9 protein-coding genes are annotated in these 18,493 nt (G+C 54.3%); 3 read left to right on the top strand and 6 right to left on the bottom strand.

Annotated elements, in window-relative coordinates; translation table 11 throughout:
• Positions 1-296: 296 nt before the first annotated feature.
• From chvE to mmsB, 3 genes are all read left to right on the top strand, one after another.
• The gene (gene chvE / locus DYE26_RS20410) at positions 297-1,466 is read left to right on the top strand and encodes a multiple monosaccharide ABC transporter substrate-binding protein (protein ID WP_036626646.1); all 1,170 of its coding nucleotides are present in this window, start codon (positions 297-299) and stop codon (positions 1,464-1,466) included.
• A gap of 139 nt (positions 1,467-1,605) precedes the next feature.
• On the top strand, positions 1,606-3,135 hold the full coding sequence (gene mmsA, locus DYE26_RS20415) for a multiple monosaccharide ABC transporter ATP-binding protein (protein ID WP_115311253.1): 1,530 nt from the start codon (positions 1,606-1,608) through the stop codon (positions 3,133-3,135).
• A 4-nt stretch (positions 3,136-3,139) separates the two neighbouring features.
• Positions 3,140-4,303 (top strand): multiple monosaccharide ABC transporter permease, encoded by a 1,164-nt coding sequence (mmsB, locus tag DYE26_RS20420; protein WP_036626647.1) that lies wholly within the window; start codon positions 3,140-3,142, stop codon positions 4,301-4,303.
• Positions 4,304-5,002: 699 nt separating this feature from the next.
• On the opposite strand, the gene DYE26_RS20430 is transcribed toward mmsB, so the two are convergent.
• The 6 genes from DYE26_RS20430 to DYE26_RS20455 form a co-directional block, all read right to left on the bottom strand.
• On the bottom strand, positions 5,003-8,431 hold the full coding sequence (locus DYE26_RS20430; RefSeq protein WP_127463468.1) for a GAP1-N2 domain-containing protein: 3,429 nt from the start codon (positions 8,429-8,431) through the stop codon (positions 5,003-5,005).
• Positions 8,432-8,433: 2 nt separating this feature from the next.
• Positions 8,434-9,690 carry a TRAFAC clade GTPase domain-containing protein gene (locus tag DYE26_RS20435; RefSeq protein WP_036626650.1) on the bottom strand — a complete coding sequence of 419 codons (1,257 nt, stop codon included), beginning with the start codon at positions 9,688-9,690 and terminating at the stop codon, positions 8,434-8,436.
• 262 nt (positions 9,691-9,952) lie between these two features.
• Entirely contained in the window at positions 9,953-10,600 is a 648-nt protein-coding gene (locus DYE26_RS20440) for a hypothetical protein (RefSeq protein WP_036626651.1), read from the bottom strand.
• 20 nt (positions 10,601-10,620) lie between these two features.
• Positions 10,621-11,913, bottom strand: coding sequence for a vWA domain-containing protein (locus DYE26_RS20445; protein ID WP_036626653.1), 1,293 nt, complete (start codon positions 11,911-11,913; stop codon positions 10,621-10,623).
• Positions 11,914-12,555: 642 nt separating this feature from the next.
• Complete coding sequence (locus tag DYE26_RS20450) at positions 12,556-14,925, bottom strand: hypothetical protein (protein WP_036626655.1); 2,370 nt, start codon at positions 14,923-14,925, stop codon at positions 12,556-12,558.
• Positions 14,925-18,314, bottom strand: coding sequence for a tubulin-like doman-containing protein (locus DYE26_RS20455; protein WP_036626656.1), 3,390 nt, complete (start codon positions 18,312-18,314; stop codon positions 14,925-14,927). Before DYE26_RS20455 ends, DYE26_RS20450 begins: the two co-directional genes overlap by 1 nt.
• Positions 18,315-18,493 lie beyond the last annotated feature (179 nt).

An 18,493-nucleotide genomic window follows, 5' to 3' on the forward strand; every position in this document is an offset into this window, starting at 1 on the left:
CGGCAATAGAGTCCCTAGTGTCCTTTACGCTACATCACCTTCGGCGGCGTCCTTCCCCCGGCACACCGATTTCAAAGCTGTGCCAAAACTTTAGTTGGATTTTTATAAAAAGAGTAGATTCATTGTAAATACGCCCTCCCCTGTCCCTTGCTATACTCACCTTGCAAACGCACTCAAACCATATAAGCCGAACTTATGATTGTGCGGTTGGAGGCAACCGGATGAACTGTTCTTGCCTACTCCAGTACAATTCTTTGGTTCAGCTTATATCGAATTTTCAATCGGGAGGTTGGGTCATGAAGAAATTTACGACAATCCTGTTGGCGCTGGTCGTAGTTCTGACGCTGGCGGCATGCGGAAACGGCGGGGCCGGCGGCAACGGAGCAACTGGCGGCAACGGAGCCGGCGGCGGCAACGAGGCCGGAAGCAGTACCGGCAACGGCGGCAACGGCGGTGGCGGAAACTCCGGCGCCAACAAAGGCACGGTTGGCCTCTCCATGCCGACGAAATCGTCGGAGCGTTGGGTGGGTGACGGCCAGAATATGGCGAAGGAATTCGAAGCGCTTGGTTACGCTGCGGATCTGCAATACGGGGAAGACGTCATCGAAAATCAGGTGTCGCAAATTGAAAATATGATCACAAAAGGCGTGAAAATTTTGGTGATCGCGGCGATCGACGGCGGCTCGCTGACCGATGTGCTGCAAAAAGCCCATGATCAAGGCATTCAGGTCATCGCCTACGACCGCTTGATCATGAACAGCGAATACGTCGACTATTACGCCACCTTCGACAACTTCAAGGTCGGCGTGCAGCAGGCCGCCTACATTGAAGAGAAGCTGGGCCTCAAGGACGGCAAAGGCCCGTTCAACATCGAGCTGTTCGGCGGTTCGCCGGACGACAACAACGCTTATTTCTTCTATGACGGCGCCATGTCGGTGCTGCAGCCATATATCGACTCGGGCAAACTGGTCGTGCGCAGCGGACAGACGAAAATGGAGCAAATCGCCACGCTGCGCTGGGACGGCGCCACCGCTCAGGCGCGGATGGACAATTTGCTAAGCGCCCATTATTCGACGGAAAACGTCGATGCCGTACTGTCCCCGTACGACGGCATCAGCATCGGCATCCTCTCCTCGCTCAAAGGCGTGGGATACGGCACCGGCGACAAGCCGCTGCCGATCGTGACCGGCCAGGACGCCGAGCTCGCTTCGATCAAATCGATTTTGGCGGGCGAACAAACGCAAACCGTATTTAAAGACACGCGCGAGCTCGCCAAAAAAGCGGTCGCCATGGCGCAAAGCATCCTCGAAGGCACGGAGGCCGAAGTGAACGATACGGAAACATACGATAACGGCGTGAAGGTTGTCCCTTCCTATTTGCTGGAGCCGGTCTCCGTGGATAAGGACAACGTGGAGAAAACGCTGGTCGAGACCGGTTATTACACCAAAGAGGAGCTTGGCTTGTAGCCCCGCGGCCGGAGATACGCGGACTGACGGAAATGGCATTACAGCAAGCCGGTACAGCGGCAAACCGGCTCCCGCGGCGGACGGCTTTCCCGGCCGCCGCCGTTCTACATCAACGCGGCAGAAAGGCAGGTGGCGGCACTTGCGAAAACTTATATTGGAAATGAGGGGCATCACCAAAACGTTTCCCGGCGTCAGGGCGCTCAGCGACGTCAATTTGCAGGTAGCGGAAGGTGAAATCCACGCGCTTTGCGGGGAAAACGGTGCCGGAAAATCCACCCTGATGAAAGTGTTAAGCGGCGTTTATCCGCATGGCACCTATGAGGGGGACATTTTGTTTAACGGCCGGATTTGCGAGTTTAAAGATATCAAGCAAAGCGAACAGCTCGGCATCGTCATTATCCATCAGGAGCTGGCGCTGATCCCGTATCTGTCGATCGCGGAAAATATTTTTCTCGGCAACGAACAAAAAAAGCGCGGGCTTATCGACTGGAACGAAACGACGATCAAAACGCGGAAGCTGCTCGAAACCGTCGGGCTGGACGAATCGCCGGCCACCCGGGTGCTCGATCTCGGCGTCGGCAAGCAGCAGCTGGTGGAGATCGCCAAAGCGCTGGCCAAGCAGGTCAAGCTGCTCATCCTGGACGAACCGACGGCGGCGCTCAACGAAAGCGACAGCGAAAACCTGTTGGCGCTCATCCTGGAGCTGAAAAAACAAGGCATCACCTCGATCATCATCTCGCACAAATTAAACGAAATCAGCAAGGTGGCCGATTCGATCACGATTTTGCGGGACGGCAAAACGGTCCAAACGCTCGATATGAAGGCGGATCAGGTGACCGAGGACATGATTATCAAAGGCATGGTCGGACGCGATTTGACCCATCGATACCCTGAACGCGAACCCCGTATCGGCGAAGTAATCTTCGAGGTTCGCGGCTGGGAAGCCTACCATCCGCAGCAGGAGGAGCGAAAAGTGCTGGACGATATCAACCTGACGATCCGCCGCGGCGAAATCGTCGGGATCGCCGGTTTGATGGGCGCGGGCCGAACGGAGCTGGCGATGAGCATCTTCGGGCGTTCTTACGGCAGACATATTAAGGGCCGGCTGTTCCTGCACGGAAAAGAGGTCCGGTTCGACTCCATCAGCCAGGCCATTGCGCACGGGGTCGCTTATGTCACCGAGGACCGCAAGCAGTACGGACTGATTCTGATCGACGATATCAAGCGGAACATTTCACTCACCAGTCTCGGCAGGCTGTCCCGCCGCAGCGTCATTCACGAGCAGGAGGAAGTGCTTGTCGCGGAGGAGTACCGGAAGAAGCTCAATATCAAGACGCCAAGCATTTTGCAAAAAACGGTCAACCTCAGCGGCGGCAACCAGCAAAAGGTCGTGCTCAGCAAATGGATTTACGCGCAGCCGGAAATTCTCATTCTCGACGAGCCGACGCGCGGCATCGATGTTGGGGCCAAATACGAAATCTACTCGATCGTCAATCAGCTCGCGGACGAGGGCAAAGGGATATTGTTCATTTCTTCGGAGCTGCCGGAAATTCTCGGCATGTGCGACCGCATCTATTGCATGAGCGAAGGGCGAATCACCGGGGAGGTCGCTCGCAAGGATGCGACGCAGGAAGTGTTGATGAAATCGATGACTCGAGGCAGGGGGTAGGCAGATGCAAGCAGTTAGCGAACTTTTCCGCAAAAATATCCGCCAGTACGGGATGATCATCGCACTGGTGTTCATTACGGTGTTGTTTCAAATTTTGACCGACGGGATTCTGTTGAAGCCGCTGAATATCACGAACCTGATTTTGCAAAACAGCTACATTCTCGTGCTGGCGATCGGCATGGTGCTCGTCATCATCACCGGACACATCGATTTGTCCGTTGGTTCGGTCGCGGCCTTTATCGGCGCGCTGGCGGCGATCATGATGGTCAACTGGCAGGTGCCCACGTTTCTGGCGGTGATCCTTGCGCTGATCATGGGGGCGCTGATCGGAGCCTGGCAGGGCTTCTGGGTCGCTTACGTCAAAATCCCGGCGTTTATCGTGACGCTGGCCGGCATGCTGCTGTTCCGCGGCCTGACGATGATTGTGCTGGGCGGGCAGTCGATCGCACCGTTTCCGAAATCGTTCCAACGCATCAGCTCCGGGTTTATCCCCGACTGGTTCGGCGGCGGCGGGCTGCACGTATTAACGGTCGTGCTCGGCATCCTGCTGTCCATTTTGTACATCTGGCAGGAATGGAAGGAGCGCCGGACGCAGATAAAGTATCAGTTTGAAGTGCCGCCGATGTGGACGTTTGTACTGCAAATCGCCGTGCTGGTGGCGGTGATCAATCTGTTTACGCTGGTGCTGGCCACCTATAACGGCATTCCGAACATTCTGATCATCCTGTTCTTCCTGATCGTCATCTACTCCTTCGTAATGAACCGCATGGTCGCCGGACGGCACATCTACGCGCTTGGCGGCAATGAGAAGGCCGCCACGCTGTCGGGGGTCAAGACGAAAAAAGTGACGTTCTGGGTGTTCGTCAACATGGGCGCGCTGGCCGCGCTCTCCGGCCTCATCTTCGCCGCCCGGCTCAACTCGGCCACGCCGAAGGCCGGCACGAACTTTGAGCTGGACGCCATCGCGGCCTGCTTTATCGGCGGCGCCTCCGCTTCTGGCGGTATCGGCACCGTAGTCGGCGCGATCATCGGCGGGCTCGTCATGGGCGTGATGAACAACGGCATGTCGCTCATCGGGCTCGGCGTCGACTGGCAGCAAGGCATCAAAGGGCTCGTCCTGCTTCTCGCCGTCGCATTCGACATTTACAATAAGTCGAAGACGAATTGATACGATCGGTCAGGCTACTGCAAAACGAGCAGGCCCCCATCTCGGAAATCCGGACGGGGGCCTGCTCGCTTTTTGTAAAAATTACCTCTCCCCCACTCCTTGCTGGGAAATGGCTGTTACTGCGTGTCTACTTTGACTAGTTTACATCCAAATAGCGGTAATTTAAGTCGTTATTTTGATCATATTGTCCCACTCTCGTCAAATAGCGGAACTTTTTGTTCCTATTTGGGGGCCAAGATGGAAAAAGGGGGCACTGGGCCCCCTTCCACCAAAAATAGCGGCAAAAAAACCCTCTATTTTATCTGGGCTCCCTACATTGCCGATTATATCGCCCTTTTTTACCGCTATTGCCCTGGCCTGCGGCGAGGACTTTTCCTACTCCCCGTCTGGCATGGGGAGTACGATGGATCGAGGCCTGCGAAAGGCGGCGAAATGCAAAAGTGCAGGCGACTTCCGTCGAAATGACTCGAAACGAGCGACTCAACTGCAAAAGCCGAAAGTGCAGTTCACCCCCAGCCATAGTAGCATATCCTTCCAATTCCACACAAAACAACTGCATTTTGCATTTCACTTGCGCTTTAAGGGCCTTTGGCGGAAAATCAACTGCACTTTTGCAATTGATTTGGTCACGCCCCCCCCCATCACTATCGTCAACTTGGCTATCCGGCCACACTTCTTAAGCGCACCCGCCGCATACGATTATTGTTTCGGAGATTCTACTGGAGATTCTACCGGACTCATCATTGACTGGGCCTCTTCGCGAGAGATGACCGTAAACTGTTGATCGCCCAACTTGATCAGGCTACCTGCCGGGACATCCAGCTTCATGCCTAATGAAACCGCAACACGATACGGGTACGCCGACTCCTTCATTCCTTCGCCCCCGGCCCCGATTGACTTAGCGGACTTGGGATTGGAAGCATCGTTAAGCTGACCGGTGCCGGATGCACCGGCTGAATCTGTTCCGGCTTTATTGGTTTTGCCGGCCGGATCGGTCTCGGTGTTATTAGTTTTATTGGTTGCGCCGGTTGCAGCAGTTTTATCAGTTTTACTGGTTTTATCGCTTGTATTGGCTTTGTCATTCGTATTGGTTTTGTCATTCGTTTTGGTTGCATCGGCCGCGTCGGCTGCATCGGTTCCTTTGGTTCCCTCGGTTCCATTGCCTGCACCCGTTGTATTCGTTGCTTTGGTCGCGTCCGCTGCATTGGTTCCGCCGGTTGAATCGTCTTTCTTATCTGCGGATTGTCCAGAGTCCTGGTTCTCTGCCGTTTTCTTTACACTTTCCTTACTTTCCTTCGTATTTCCCTCGGCATTTCCCTGCACATTTTCTTTCCCATTTTCCTTCACATTTTCCTTCGTATCTTTAGCGGTATCTCCCTCATTTCCCCCTGCAGCCGCATCATCACTTTTCGCATCGTCGGTTCCTGCTCCGCCGGCCGCGCCGCTCGGTCCGGTCGTCCCCGCCGTCCCCAAATCACCGGCACCGGAACTTTCAGCGGTACAATTGCTTTCGTATTTCAAATTCGTAAATTGCTGAGCGGAGCCTCCCGAAGACTCGATCGTCAAGGCTGACGGAACAAAGGCAGTACACTGCTCCGCCCCGGGGAACAGAAATACAAGCGAAGTCGTTTCCGTAGCCGTAGCATCGGCACCTGCAACGTTGTCTGCGTAGACAAGCGCCTCCGGTTTCTCTGCCTGAGCAGGCGGCTGGTTTGCTTCAACAGGCGTTTTGGGCCCCAGCATCCCTTGCTGCTGCATCACGAACAAAATACCGGCGGTCACAACCAGACCGGAGGCCAGAACGATTATGGTCGCTCCGACTTTTTTTCCGTTTTGGGCCAAAAACCGCTTCAGCGGCGAGGAGAGCGCCAGACGCGCCTCAGCAAACACCTTCGCCAGCGGCGCTCCCGCTTTCTCGAAATAAAGGGTCCGGTACTCCTTACTTTTAAATGCGCTTCTGTCATACTTGTCAAAATACCTTAACAGCGCCGCGGCGTAGGCTGGAACCAGGCCCTTGGACCCGGCGAAATACGGATGGCCCTGCGACCACAGCATGAACTCGTAAATCGTTTCCTTATCCTTGGCATGCTGATGGAGATACTCCAGCACCTCATCATAATCGGCAAACCCGGAATCGGCGTCTTGATAAAACGCCAGCACGATTTTTCCAAACTGCACCAGCTCGATGCCGGACTGCAGCCACTCGCGTCCCAACTGCTGTACCCGCTTCATGTCACTTGCGGACAAAGCTTGAAAAATATCCTCCATAGACTCACGCCGGGTAAACCATTCGTACAGCGTCTGCAGCATATCGGCATGATTGCGCTGCCGGCCCTCAAGCTGCAAACCGGCAAAAGCATCCGCTCTGCCTAAAAAGGCGGCGGACACCACTTGGTCCTGGGTCAGCTTGTCCACTTCCAGGTCATTCAGCAGCAGGTTTTTGGCGGCCAGCGAAAGAAGCTCCGCCAACTGCGAATCGGCCATCGTCATTCCGCTGTCAGATAGAGGCGTTCGTTCCCATTTGCGGATATTTTCCAGCACCATGTGTACGGCGGACAGCAAGCGCTGCTGCTTGCGAAGCTTGTCCGTTAAACTCTCAACGGCATATTCCTGAAAAGAAGCGTTCCGCAGCAAATCCGGCTGGGCGACCGCCCAGCTATGCACGATGTTCAGAACTTCCTTGGGCCCCTGCGCTTCCGCCAGTTTGTTGCGGATGTAAGGCTCAAACAATCTGTCGGACAGCCCGTCAAGCTTCAGGACCGTGCCAAAAAAGGCTTTGCTCAGCTCGGGCTGGCTCTCGGCCAAGGCGTACAAGCCATAGGCAAGCTCCGTCTGTCCTTCCGTCAGCGCGTTGTTAATCGCATGAATCAAATAATTGACCAGCTTGGGACCGTAATTCCGGCCATCCAGCCGGTAATAATCCCTGAAGCATTCCACGACCGCCAGCTCGGGGATATTCCGCTGTTTTATCCGGTCAAACTCCCGGTCGAAGGCGGCGAGAAATATATCGTTCAGCCGCAAGCTTGAGTCCGGGGCGTCCGCGGGCTCCAAATAACCGAGCAGCCCCCGCAGCACCGTTAATTTATGATTTTCGTATAAATCCCAGCGGCCTTTTTCCACCTGGTAAAACACGCACAGCTCGTGGTAAGCGGACAACACCCCCCGGCTCTGCGGCTCCTTGGCTGCAAGCATATCATCCGCGAAGCGATGGAAATCCTCCAAGCTTTCAAGCTCACCCACCGCGCGCCATACAAATTCGAGATAAGGCTGCCTGCCGTCATCCACCTCATCCTGCGGCAGCCGTCCGGCAGCGAGATCGAACACATATTCCTTTTCGATTTCCCGGTCACCCGGCCGCAAGCTTCCGCGCTCCACGAATTGCAGGTGAATATGTTTGCGGCTCTGCGGCTCCTTGGCGTAAGTAAGGAATCCAAAGCGCCGGCGTTGCTCGAACGGCAGACAGGCGAACAACACTTTAAGCAGCGCCGCGGCGTATTGCGTAATCTGCTCCGCCGGAACATCCAGCGCAACATATACTTTTTTTCTGCCTTCGCCAACCGCGGTCATAACGGCAAACAGCAGCTGTTTAAAGCTTTTCTCGTCCAATTTCAGTTCATCCAGCAATTCGCCCGCCGGCAAACCGGATGGACCGCTTTGCCGGAGCAGCGGGTTCCGCTTCCGCTGCGGGAGATGCTCAAGCTCCGGCAGCACCCGGCCGATTTCCTGGAAATATTTTTCGGCATAATCCGCTTCAAAATAACGGCTGTAGTCGATGACGATCTCATCCCGCCGCGCCGCCGGAATCACGTAGTTATGAGTAAGGAACGCGCTGCGCAGGCCGGTAAAATCCACCGGCTGATAAATGCTCCGTCCCAGCACCGTATCTCCGCCATCGGTATGGAATAAATGGATCGCCGGCGGATAGCCGGCAGCCTCCTTCTCGCCCCGGGAAGCCAGTTCCGCGGGAGCGTCGTATACGCAGAATGGATGGAGCTGCTTCTTGATAAACACGGAGTCCAGCCCGTCCGAGGCCGCAACCGTATCAAAACCTTCCGTTCCGCGAAATAACCCGCTCCGCTCCCTTGTATAGATTTGCTGCTGAATCATTGCGGGAGATGCTTGCTTCACGATCATTCTCTCCCCTCGATGTAGTTCAATTTGTACAGCAGCCAAATGAACGGTTCGTCCACGCGAATCGGCTGCACGACGTTTTGCAGCTTCTGGTCGACCGGATTGCTGCCGAGCGCGGATACCGCAAAATATCCCGTGTTTTTGAAGTAAACGTCCATCGTACCTTTAAAGGGCCGATCCACTTTCTCAATAAAACGGCGGATTTCGCCGTCGATATTTTCAAATTCGGTCACATTAAAATATTTACGATGCACCACATGGTTAAAAATATTGCTGTTCGACTTGATGTACTCTCCTTCTTCATCCTTCAAGGCGTGCAGCATATCGCTTTTCGTCAGCACAACCGCGGTCGGGATGTCCGTTTTCCCCTTATCCTCATAAGCGATAAAATCCCCGAACATCGTCAGTACCACATCGCGCGGTTCATCATATTGCGACACCCACTCGCCCGGTTTGTCTCCGGCGTTGATGCGGATTTTCTCGCGGATGGAGCGGATTTGCAGCGGATCGACCATGAACAATAGTCCTGAAGAGTTTTTGATATGCTGTCCCTGCAAGCCAAGATAGTCCTGATCCACCATGCCTTCGCCCGCTACATCAAAGAAAACGAGCGTGAGCGGCGGCTTCGACTCATCCTTGAACACAAATTGAAAAATGAAAGGCTCCTGCATTTTCTCTTTCTGGGTCGATGGCAAGAGTTCACCGCGCTCAAACAGCGGCTCTTCATAGATGGTCCGGAATTTGCGGCTGATTTCGGCGTTAAGCGGCATACAAGCCGCGTCAAAATGATCGGCCGTCGTATTCTGCAGCGTATGAATCAATGAAGTCATATAAACGGATTTTCCCACCTGGGAAGCTCCGATGATGGAAATAATATTGCTGGGCACTTTGCCCGCCGTTACCGGCAGCTCGTTATGACAGTGCGGGCATAATCTGCGCCGGGTCACTTCCCCATAGCGGTCGTTTAGTCCGGTCAGGACATGATCCGAATAGATCAGATGCTCTTCCGGAACGTCCTGGGGGCGCAAAATCGCCTCAATTTCATAGACGGTATCGAGACCGAATCGCTCCCTGTATTTATTCAGCGCTTCGTCCTCGCCAAGCGCGTAGTCCTCATCGTCTTCACGGTAATGCGTCGCCCTGAATACAACTTCATCCGGTCCGAATTTACTGAAGCAATAGGGGCAGACAATATCGTAAAACAACGGCCGCTCTTCGGCCGGGGATTTCTTTTTAAACAAATCAAACAGACCCATCGTGTTCCTCCTCTCACTATATAAGTTGAACTATGGATTGGATGCGGTAGGGCAGCCGTGTGAAATGTTCTTACGATCGCTGTTGTTCGCGGATTTTTTTGATTCAATAAATACAAACAAGGTAGAAATCCGCTCACAAAGGCGACCAAGCGTATGCTTCCGATGCAGCTTTCTTCCAGAAAGCTTTTAGTTTCTTCAGAATCATTTCCCACTCTTGCCTTACTCGTTCCCTACTTTAGTTCAACTTATTATAGTAGCGCAATTATTCCGGAATCAGTTCGTACAATCTCCCGTACTTAGGGCCGTCGGTAAAAAACAGCCTTACGTAATCGTTTTTCCCTACCTCGATCGGAGGCAAGGTGCTTCTGCCCGGCGGGAAATCCCTGAGAAAAGGATATACGGTCCCGTCATCGATACTTACCGGATAACTGCCCTGCTTTTTCACATAACAAAGCGCCTCTTTCGGAATCTCCACTTCCGCGAGCACCGAGATCTGCACCGTTTTATATTTTCGCAGCAGACCGCTCTTATGAGAGACGGAATAGCGGATTTTGGCCCGCCCCGTACTGAACTCCACGGTGTTCCGCCCGTCAGGCTGATAGACCAAACGTTTGTCCCCGTCATCCATGATGCAGGCATAAACCGTATAGGCGACGAGTCCAATCGTGTCGATCCGGTCCGCATAACCTCCCGCCGCCTTATACTCTTCACGGGTGTAGAGCTTCAATCCGGCGGCAGAAGGGGGATTGCGGCACTCCCCCTGCCGCTCCCGCTCTGCGGACCGCTTGTCGATATAAACCGCCTGTATTCCTTCAGGCCACTGCCACTGCAGCTTACAGCGATCCTCATCGATCTTGTAACTAAGCTGCGTGATGAGCGGCAAGCCTTCCTCCGCCTCGACGAATCGCATCGCAATGCCCCCTTTGCCCTTTAAAATCCGCTATTGCGCCGGTTTCGGGCAGGCTCCTGATATCCGGCCGCGCCGTTCTGAACAGCAGCTCCTCTACGGCGCATAGCAGACCGGACACCGTCCGCCGGGACCGGTACGGCAAGCGTGAACATCGTCATCACGGCGGCCAGCACGAGGCAGGCAAGCAGCCGGATCAGCGCGTCTCCCGGTTGCCATCCGCCGAGGCCTTGCTCCAGCAGGACGCCCGCAAGCAGCCCGGACACAGCTCCGCCTATCGTAAAGCTTTTGGCCAAATGCCGGTTATCGAACATCATGCCGAGCGCGAGGCCAAGCAGCGCGCCCAGTCCGAGAACAAACACGATTCGCAGAATCATGTAATACGGGCTATTTTCCATCGTTCCGGTACGCTCCGTCACTAAAGTGCGTTCATCCCGGTTGTTGTCGTATATTTTCTGGAACACAAAGGTCAGGTTAGACGCATCGGCCACATCATAATATTGCCCGCCGGTTTGAGCGGCGATTTCCTGAAGCAGCGCCGCCCCTTCAATGTTGCCTCCCGGCGCGCTGAGGCCAAGACCGATCGTATTTACGGCTACGCCGCGATCCTGGTAATCGGCAAGCACTTGCGGCAGATTAACGGAGCTGACCCCGTCCGACAGCAGAATCGCCATTGCGCCTCTGGAGCCGGATTGCCCCTTGATCTGTTCCATCGCCGCTTGCAGCGCCTCGCCGATATCCGTTCCCGCATTCGTCGGTTCAAGCGCATCGATCGCAGCGTTGACTTCGTTTTTTGCACTCTGATCACGGACCCGGATGAAAGGCTGAATGAGCACGGGCCGGTCATCGAAACTGATAACGGCAACCTGCTTGCCGCTATCCATTTGCCCAACCAGGGACTTCGCCGCTTCATAACGGCGGTCATCCGGATCGGTCTCCTGCATGCTCCCGGAATTATCAATTATCAGGACGATATCTTTCACCGTTCGCGCCCGTCCTACATTCAGCTCATACAAAAACTCAAAAAGCGCTCCCGCGAGCAGGAGCATGACCAAGGTTACCGGAACGAGCAGTTTCCACGAAGTACCGACATACCGCTGCCTCCAGGACGCCCCGCTCAATCGCGGGGAGATCATTTCGGCAATCAGGCAGAATAAGCCGACGGACAAGGCCAGGATGCCAAAATAGAGCCCCACCACGACAAATCCGGGCAGCCTGCCCAATAGCTCGCCAAGCAGCAGTTCGCCGGCCACGGCCCCAACCGCTCCGCCGATGAGACTGAACAGCACCAGGAGCCAGTTTATTTTACGCTGCATTCTTGCACTTCCTTCCTTTAAGAGGTAGTTCAAAAAGTCATCTTCCGATCACGAAGTCAAGTCAAGAAGCGGATCGGGCGTCGAATCTTGAATTCAGCCGGGCCTTCCGTTGCTCACGTAGTCCCACCTACGCTCCGCTACTCAGTCCCTAGCTTCATCCAACCTTCTCGGTGCTCAAAACCTGTCTTTTTGAACCTTTATTGAAACGGTAGTTCAAAAAGTCATCTTCCGATCACGAAGTCAAGTCAAGAAGCGGATCGGGCGTCGAATCTTGAATTCAGCCGGGCCTTCCGTTGCTCACGTAGCCCCACCTACGCTCCGCTACTCAGTCCCTAGCTTCATCCAACCTTCTCGGTGCTCAAAACCTGTCTTTTTGAACCTTTATTGAAACGGTAGTTCAAAAAGTCATCTTCCGATCACGAAGTCAAGTCAAGAAAAGGATCGGGCGTCGAATCTTGAATTCAGCCGGGCCTTCCGTTGCTCACGTAGCCCCACCTACGCTCCGCTACTCAGTCCCTAGCTTCATCCAACCTTCTCGGTGCTCAAAACCTGTCTTTTTGAACCTTTATTGAAACGGTAGTTCAAAAAGTCATCTTGAGCCTGACTTGTTGAACTCTCATCATAATTTTGGGGGCGGGCAGGTCAACAGAGCTCTGGCAGCCTGGATTGGTCGATTCCGTGAAACTCGTACCCGTTTTTGACATAAGTTTCATAGTACACTTTCCCGTTTACGTAATACATCAGATCTTCGAGGTGGAAGCCCCCCATCAGATTCAGCTTCTCTACGCCGCTGCTGCGCTTCTCGTGCACACAACCAAGCTTGTAAACCCTCGACGACTCATCCGCCTGAAAAATATGCTGCACAAACTCGCTCGTAAAATCGCCGAACACATATTTTTCCTCATAGCGGTGCTCCTGGGTGTAATCGTACAGGCGAAGTTGGATCGCGGCATTATCCTCCAAAATGCGGTACAGCTTCTTGAACAGCTCTTCCTTGGTAAGCACGGACCTGTTGCCGTATTCTACCGTCACATTGGCGCGCTGCAGCAGTTCCTCCTCGAACGCGCGCGAAAACATCGGCGACGTTAAAATCGCGGTGCGGCATACTCCGATGAGCCGGTCCGCCAACCCCTCGATCCCACGCTCAAGCAAGCGGCGGGAATCCCCCATCATACTGTCCGCAAAAAACGCCTGCTTTCCCCGTTTGCTTTCCCATTGCTCCATAATTTCGGCGGTGACTCGCTCGTAGTACTCCATAATATTCTGGCCGATATAATCGTCCGCGGTCTGGGTGCTGACGAGTGCCGTGTCGAAAAGCAATTGCTCCATCGCTTCAAGCTGATTGATCACGGCGCGGTACCGGTCATGCAATTGCCGAATTGCTTCTTCGAACTTGGCGATGAGCGTCAGTTTCGTTTCCAGCAGCAGGATTTCCCTCCTTCTGGAATAAACCTGGTCAAACAAATAACGGATCAAGCTGCGTAAATTATGCCGGTCCATCATCGGCAGGCGCGGAAAGCTCTGCTCCTCCACCCGGCCCTGACGGAATTGCTCCAGCTCGGCTTTAGCCGATGCCAGCAGCATCTCCGTTTCCCTGCGGCCGTTCCTAAGCTGATCCATAATGCCCGAAGAGCCATCGGACGCCTCATCCGCGGTCCAGGCCGCCAAGGAATAGATCTCCACATCGGGATGCTGCGAAAGCGACTGCTTGATCGCCGCGTCCAGCCATTCAGCGGCCCGGAATTCCTGCAGACGGCGCGCCGCCTCCTCTTGAAAGTTGCTGCGGAAAAAGGCTTCCCCGCCGCCGCCGAACAAGGCTTCCTCGGCTTCCTTCAAAGGCAGCTTGCGGATTGCCGCGTAGCTAATATCGTTCGTCATCAAACCATGCATTTCGTTTAAGCGTTCCTCCGAAGGCGTCAACTGCAGGGAGGCGCGATCCAAGGCTGCTGCGTCCACTCCGAAAAAGGCCAGCTTCTCCGCCGCCGATAACGCGGGCTCCTGCTTCATCCTCGTGAGCAACCCCCTGTAAAAATGATACAGAACGGCCAGCGCAATCGACTGGTTCGGACGCTTCACCTTGGACAATCCGGCCGAAACAAAACCCTGCCGTCCGGATTCGGTCATGATATTGTTTTTGAAGGAAGTATTGTTGTAAGCCGCATTGTTTGCGTGGAACATCTGCTCCTTGTACTGCCTGTTCTTAAGCAAACTAATATGGGATATCGCCTCATAGCAGCCTTGCATTCCCTGGTTTGAGGCAATTCCCCGTTCGTCGCGATCCGATAAAATATAGACGAGATCAAACAATGGCGAAGGCGGATGCGAAACCGGAATCGCCAGCCCGTCCTCGGTAACGTGAAGCGGGGCGGTCAATGCGAAATCAGGCTGCTGCATCAGGTTCAGCTCGCGCAAAAATGCGACGCCAAGCGAGCTGCTGTATCCAAAAGCTTCGGCCCCTTCGCGCTCGTTGATCAAGGCGTACAAATCCATTTGCACCGCCTTGAACGACTGGCGGAATATCGCTTCCGCGAGCAGCGATATTTCCGGAACCAGTACATTAAACGGATCGTCGACCCGCGTTACGATCGAGAGGCGCACCCGGTCAAAGGCCGGGTACAGCCTTCCGTACTCCGCCAGAGCTCCGCTGGCCTGCCGTAAAACACGGTTAAGCTCCGGCAAGCCCTGCGCATCCGCATAGAACCGCCGGTATAGGCCGGGACGGAGCGTTTGCGGGTTCGCCTCTTCTTGCGCCGCCACCGGAAAATGATACTCCAGCAGACGAGCGTCAGCAGGCTCGCCCGCGGAGCCTGCGTATAAATAAATCAATCCCTCGCTGTTTTCCCATTTCTTCTCGTTCATCCGCATGATCGGCTGGATGGCCTCACGGCTTTTGTCTCCGATAAACAGAAACACGGCGGGATAATGAATGCTGCTCTGGTCATCGCCCCCGGTCAGCCGCTCTTCGGACCGGTCATACTCGGCGGCGAACTGCGTAAGCTTCCGTCTGACCATTATTTCAGCCTTCTGCGGATGTCGTTCAGCTTCGCGGCAACCTGCTTGTAGAACTGATACATTTCGTCACCGTTCGCCAGCGCCGCTCTTTCATATTCCAGCGAGTCCCGCCCCTCCAGGAATCGTGCGGCCAGCTCATCGAGCGTTTGCAGCAGCGGATCGATATTTTCGGACGCCGTCAGCTCCGCGGCACGGCGCGACGCCTTGCGCATCAGCGTGCTGTGGCTCTTCTCATCCAGGCCTCTGAAATGGACAAACACTTCATATTCCACATAATTCTGGCTTTTCATCAGGTTGGCAAAAGGCTCCCAGGCCTCTTCTTCCGGATCGCGATCGTACACATACAGCGCGCCTTTCTTCGTCACCGTGCCGGTATACAGCGCCTCAATGAACTGCTCGAGCCACTTCTCCTCATCCTGATGCTGCTCCAGCACCGCGTCCAGCTTCGCCGCCATCGCCGCGATTTCATCGTACTTGGCGATTTCCTGCCGTACGGCGGCCGTCAGCTGCGGCGAACGGATCAAATTCTCCTTGGCCATCTCTTCGTTGATGCTGCCGAAGATATCCTTGACGCTCTCCTGCGGAAGTCCCTCCGCAAGCAGCCGCTTAAGTTCGACGGCCGCCCGCTTCACTTCGCCCAAATTCGGCTTTGCGGCCTCAAGGCGCATATCGTACGCCGCCAGCTTATCCTGCAGGGAGAACGGCTTCGTGAACACGACCGAATAACGGCTGCTCGTGTTTTGATCGGCGTCCTTTTCCACGATAACCTTTAACGCCAACGCTTTGGCAAACTCTTCACGCACGCGGCCATTATAGGTTTTCACCCGCGGGTTGACGTAAGTTTCGCCCCAGGACTTCTCAGGAATCGGCGACGGCAGGTAGGTCCAGTTGTTCTTTTCCGTCTGCACCAGGTGGCGGCCGATGCCTTCTTTATCGAGAATCGTCCGTTCGTAGCTTTCCTCGTAAACCTTAAGCGGCGTGTAGACAAAAAGCGGCACGCCGTTGCGCGTGTTCAACCAGAAAATGCGGTTCTTCACTTCGCTTTCCTTCACCGTGAAATGGGACTTGCCGATCGCATTGTTCTGGTAATTGCGAATCCCCTTCAGAATGCTCGGCGCCTTGACCGGAACGGATACAAACCCCCAGGAAGGGAAATGCAGGTTGCCCGTGCTGTTCGACAAATGGAACACCGGCACGGCCTCTTCATCCAGCTTGCTGGCGATATGGCGCTCGACGAATTTTTCGATCGGTTCATCCTGTCCGTATTTGATGATCAGGAAATCCTCCATCGATTTCGTAATGAGATCGCCGAATTTTTCCGAAAGGAAATCGGAAATGGAGCTGACGATATCGATTTCCTGCTCTTTGACCCACTGGTTCGAATTGTCCAGCAATTCCGCCGCGAAGTCGCGAATGAGATCGTCGACATCCTTTTGTTCCATAATGCCGCTGACCACTTTGGAAATATCGGGCACGCTGACGATGTTCCAATAGTAGGTTTTGTTGCCTTTATGGTCCACCTGCTCTTCTCCGCTCGTCAAAATGTCCCCGTTCTTGGAGAAAATCGAGCTGAGCGCGTTCAAGATTTCCGTGAATACGCTGTAAATGCGGTTGTTTTCCCGGTTCAGCAGGTCGTACAGGTCCTCGTAAAATTCGATCATTTGCTCGGTGCGCTCCACATCCGCGTGGAGCCAGTATTCATTGATTTTCGCTTCAATATAGGCGTTTTTCTTCTTCTCCTTGGATACAAACGCGCTTTTGGCGTCGCCCAGCTTCTCCTGGGCATGATCCTGCGCCGCTTCAATCTCGCGGGGAATCCTTAGCAGATTCTCGCGCAGCGTCTCGATATAGGAGAGCAGCATCTTCAGCAGGCAGAAGCCTTTTTCCGTATGAATCAGCCTGGAGACATAAAACGGCCCCTGCTCCGGATGCAGGAACAGCCGGCGAATCTGGTCGCTGAACTGCTCCAGAAGCTCGCCCGGAAGCTGCTTTTTCGCCTTGATGTACTCTTCTCTGGCCCGGGCCAGGAAGGATTGCTCCAGCTCCGTATCCAGGTTCACGACCTGGGACTTCACGACGTTGGCATAGCTCAGCCGCTCGCTGTTTTCGTAACCCGGAAGCGGCTCGGGCACGCGGGCTTCGAAGGTTTTGACGATGCTGTCCAGATCGACGCCCAGCTTGCGGGCAAACTTCTCCACTTCCTCCTGGGTCGGAGCCTGATGGAACATTTTCTCCATCTTGTCAAACAGACGGTAGGCCAAATAGGTCGTCATCTCTTCAATCGGCAGTACCGCCGAGGAGGCCCCGATAATGTTGTATTCATAGTTGGCCGGATAGACCTTGTTCATTTGCGCAATATTCGTGCGGATATTGCTGATATAGTCATGGATGGCGAATTCCTCGCCGGACTGCTTTTCTTCATTGGCCATAAAGTTCGTAATGTTCTCGGCGGTTACGTTCATACAGTAGTCATAGGCGTTTTCCAGCAGCTTGCCCTCCGTATTGGTCGCCGAGATCAAATGGCACAGGTTGAACGGAGGCAGCGGAGAGTTGACGTTCAAAATATTGCCGTACTGCTGCTTGAATCTTTCGCCGCGATGATCGACGTTCATCCAGTAATCGAGCTCTTTCAGCGCGGCATAGCCGTTTTTCTTGATATATTCGCGCGTGTGCTCGCTAAGGCTTTTGTTTGACAGATTGATATCCGGCGTAAACAAATACCCCAGGGTGTTCACACGGTCAACCCCGGCGGAGCCGTGATCGCGTTCGATGATCCCCCGCACGATATATGCGATATCCAGGAAGCAGCCGCTGCCCGTCCCGCCGGACAAGCCGGTAAGCAGAAACACCATCAGCTTCTTGTTGGTGCCAACGGACAAGGTTTTGATTTTCTTGTCGATCGCCTGCACGACCTGGTTAATCTTCGTGAACAGCAGCAGCCGTCCGGCCTGACGGACACCGGCCGCGCCGTTCATGCCGTCGGTGATGCTAAGCTCGGGCGACAACCAATCCGTAATATACGGCTCCAAAATGCTGCGGTTTTGCAGCAGGCCGCCGATTTCCGGGTTGGACAACAGCACGAATTCATTGATCGGATCGAGGCCGATGCCTTTGTACCGTTTGCTGCGGTCCTGCTCATTGGTCTCAAACGCGAGAAATTCCACATTGTCCGGTTTATCGCGTTTTTTCTTGGACAGCGGGTCTTCCGGCAGCTTGAATCGGCGGTTGATTTGATACTTCAGGCGCAGCAGGGCGTCGATCCCGGTTCCGCCAAGGCCGATAATGAGGATCGGATTGTCAATCGGATCCACTCGAATTTTGTCGCTGACGATCCCTCCGCCAAGCGAAACGTCCAGTTGCTGAATATGCTCTCTAACGATCGGCTTCATTTGTTTTCCTCCTAGAATAGGGTCGATAAGTTGAATTATAGTTTGTACGGATAAGGGCAGCCGTGTGAAATGTTCTTACGATCGCTGTTGTTCCCGGATTTCTATAATTAAGTAGATTCATACAAGGTAGAAATCCGCTCACAAAGGCGACCACTGCCGTTTCTTCAGAATCATTTCAC

The sequence above is a fragment of the Paenibacillus macerans genome, assembly GCF_900454495.1.
Classification (GTDB): Bacteria; Bacillota; Bacilli; order Paenibacillales; family Paenibacillaceae; genus Fontibacillus; species Fontibacillus macerans.

Coding starts and splice junctions, on each gene's coding strand:
- chvE (WP_036626646.1), top strand. CDS start 297: ATGAAGAAATTTACGACAATCCTGTTGGCGCTGGTCGTAGTTCTGACG.
- mmsB (WP_036626647.1), top strand. CDS start 3,140: ATGCAAGCAGTTAGCGAACTTTTCCGCAAAAATATCCGCCAGTACGGG.
- DYE26_RS20435 (WP_036626650.1), bottom strand. CDS start 9,690: ATGGGTCTGTTTGATTTGTTTAAAAAGAAATCCCCGGCCGAAGAGCGG.
- DYE26_RS20440 (WP_036626651.1), bottom strand. CDS start 10,600: ATGCGATTCGTCGAGGCGGAGGAAGGCTTGCCGCTCATCACGCAGCTT.
- DYE26_RS20445 (WP_036626653.1), bottom strand. CDS start 11,913: ATGCAGCGTAAAATAAACTGGCTCCTGGTGCTGTTCAGTCTCATCGGC.
- DYE26_RS20450 (WP_036626655.1), bottom strand. CDS start 14,925: ATGGTCAGACGGAAGCTTACGCAGTTCGCCGCCGAGTATGACCGGTCC.
- DYE26_RS20455 (WP_036626656.1), bottom strand. CDS start 18,314: ATGAAGCCGATCGTTAGAGAGCATATTCAGCAACTGGACGTTTCGCTT.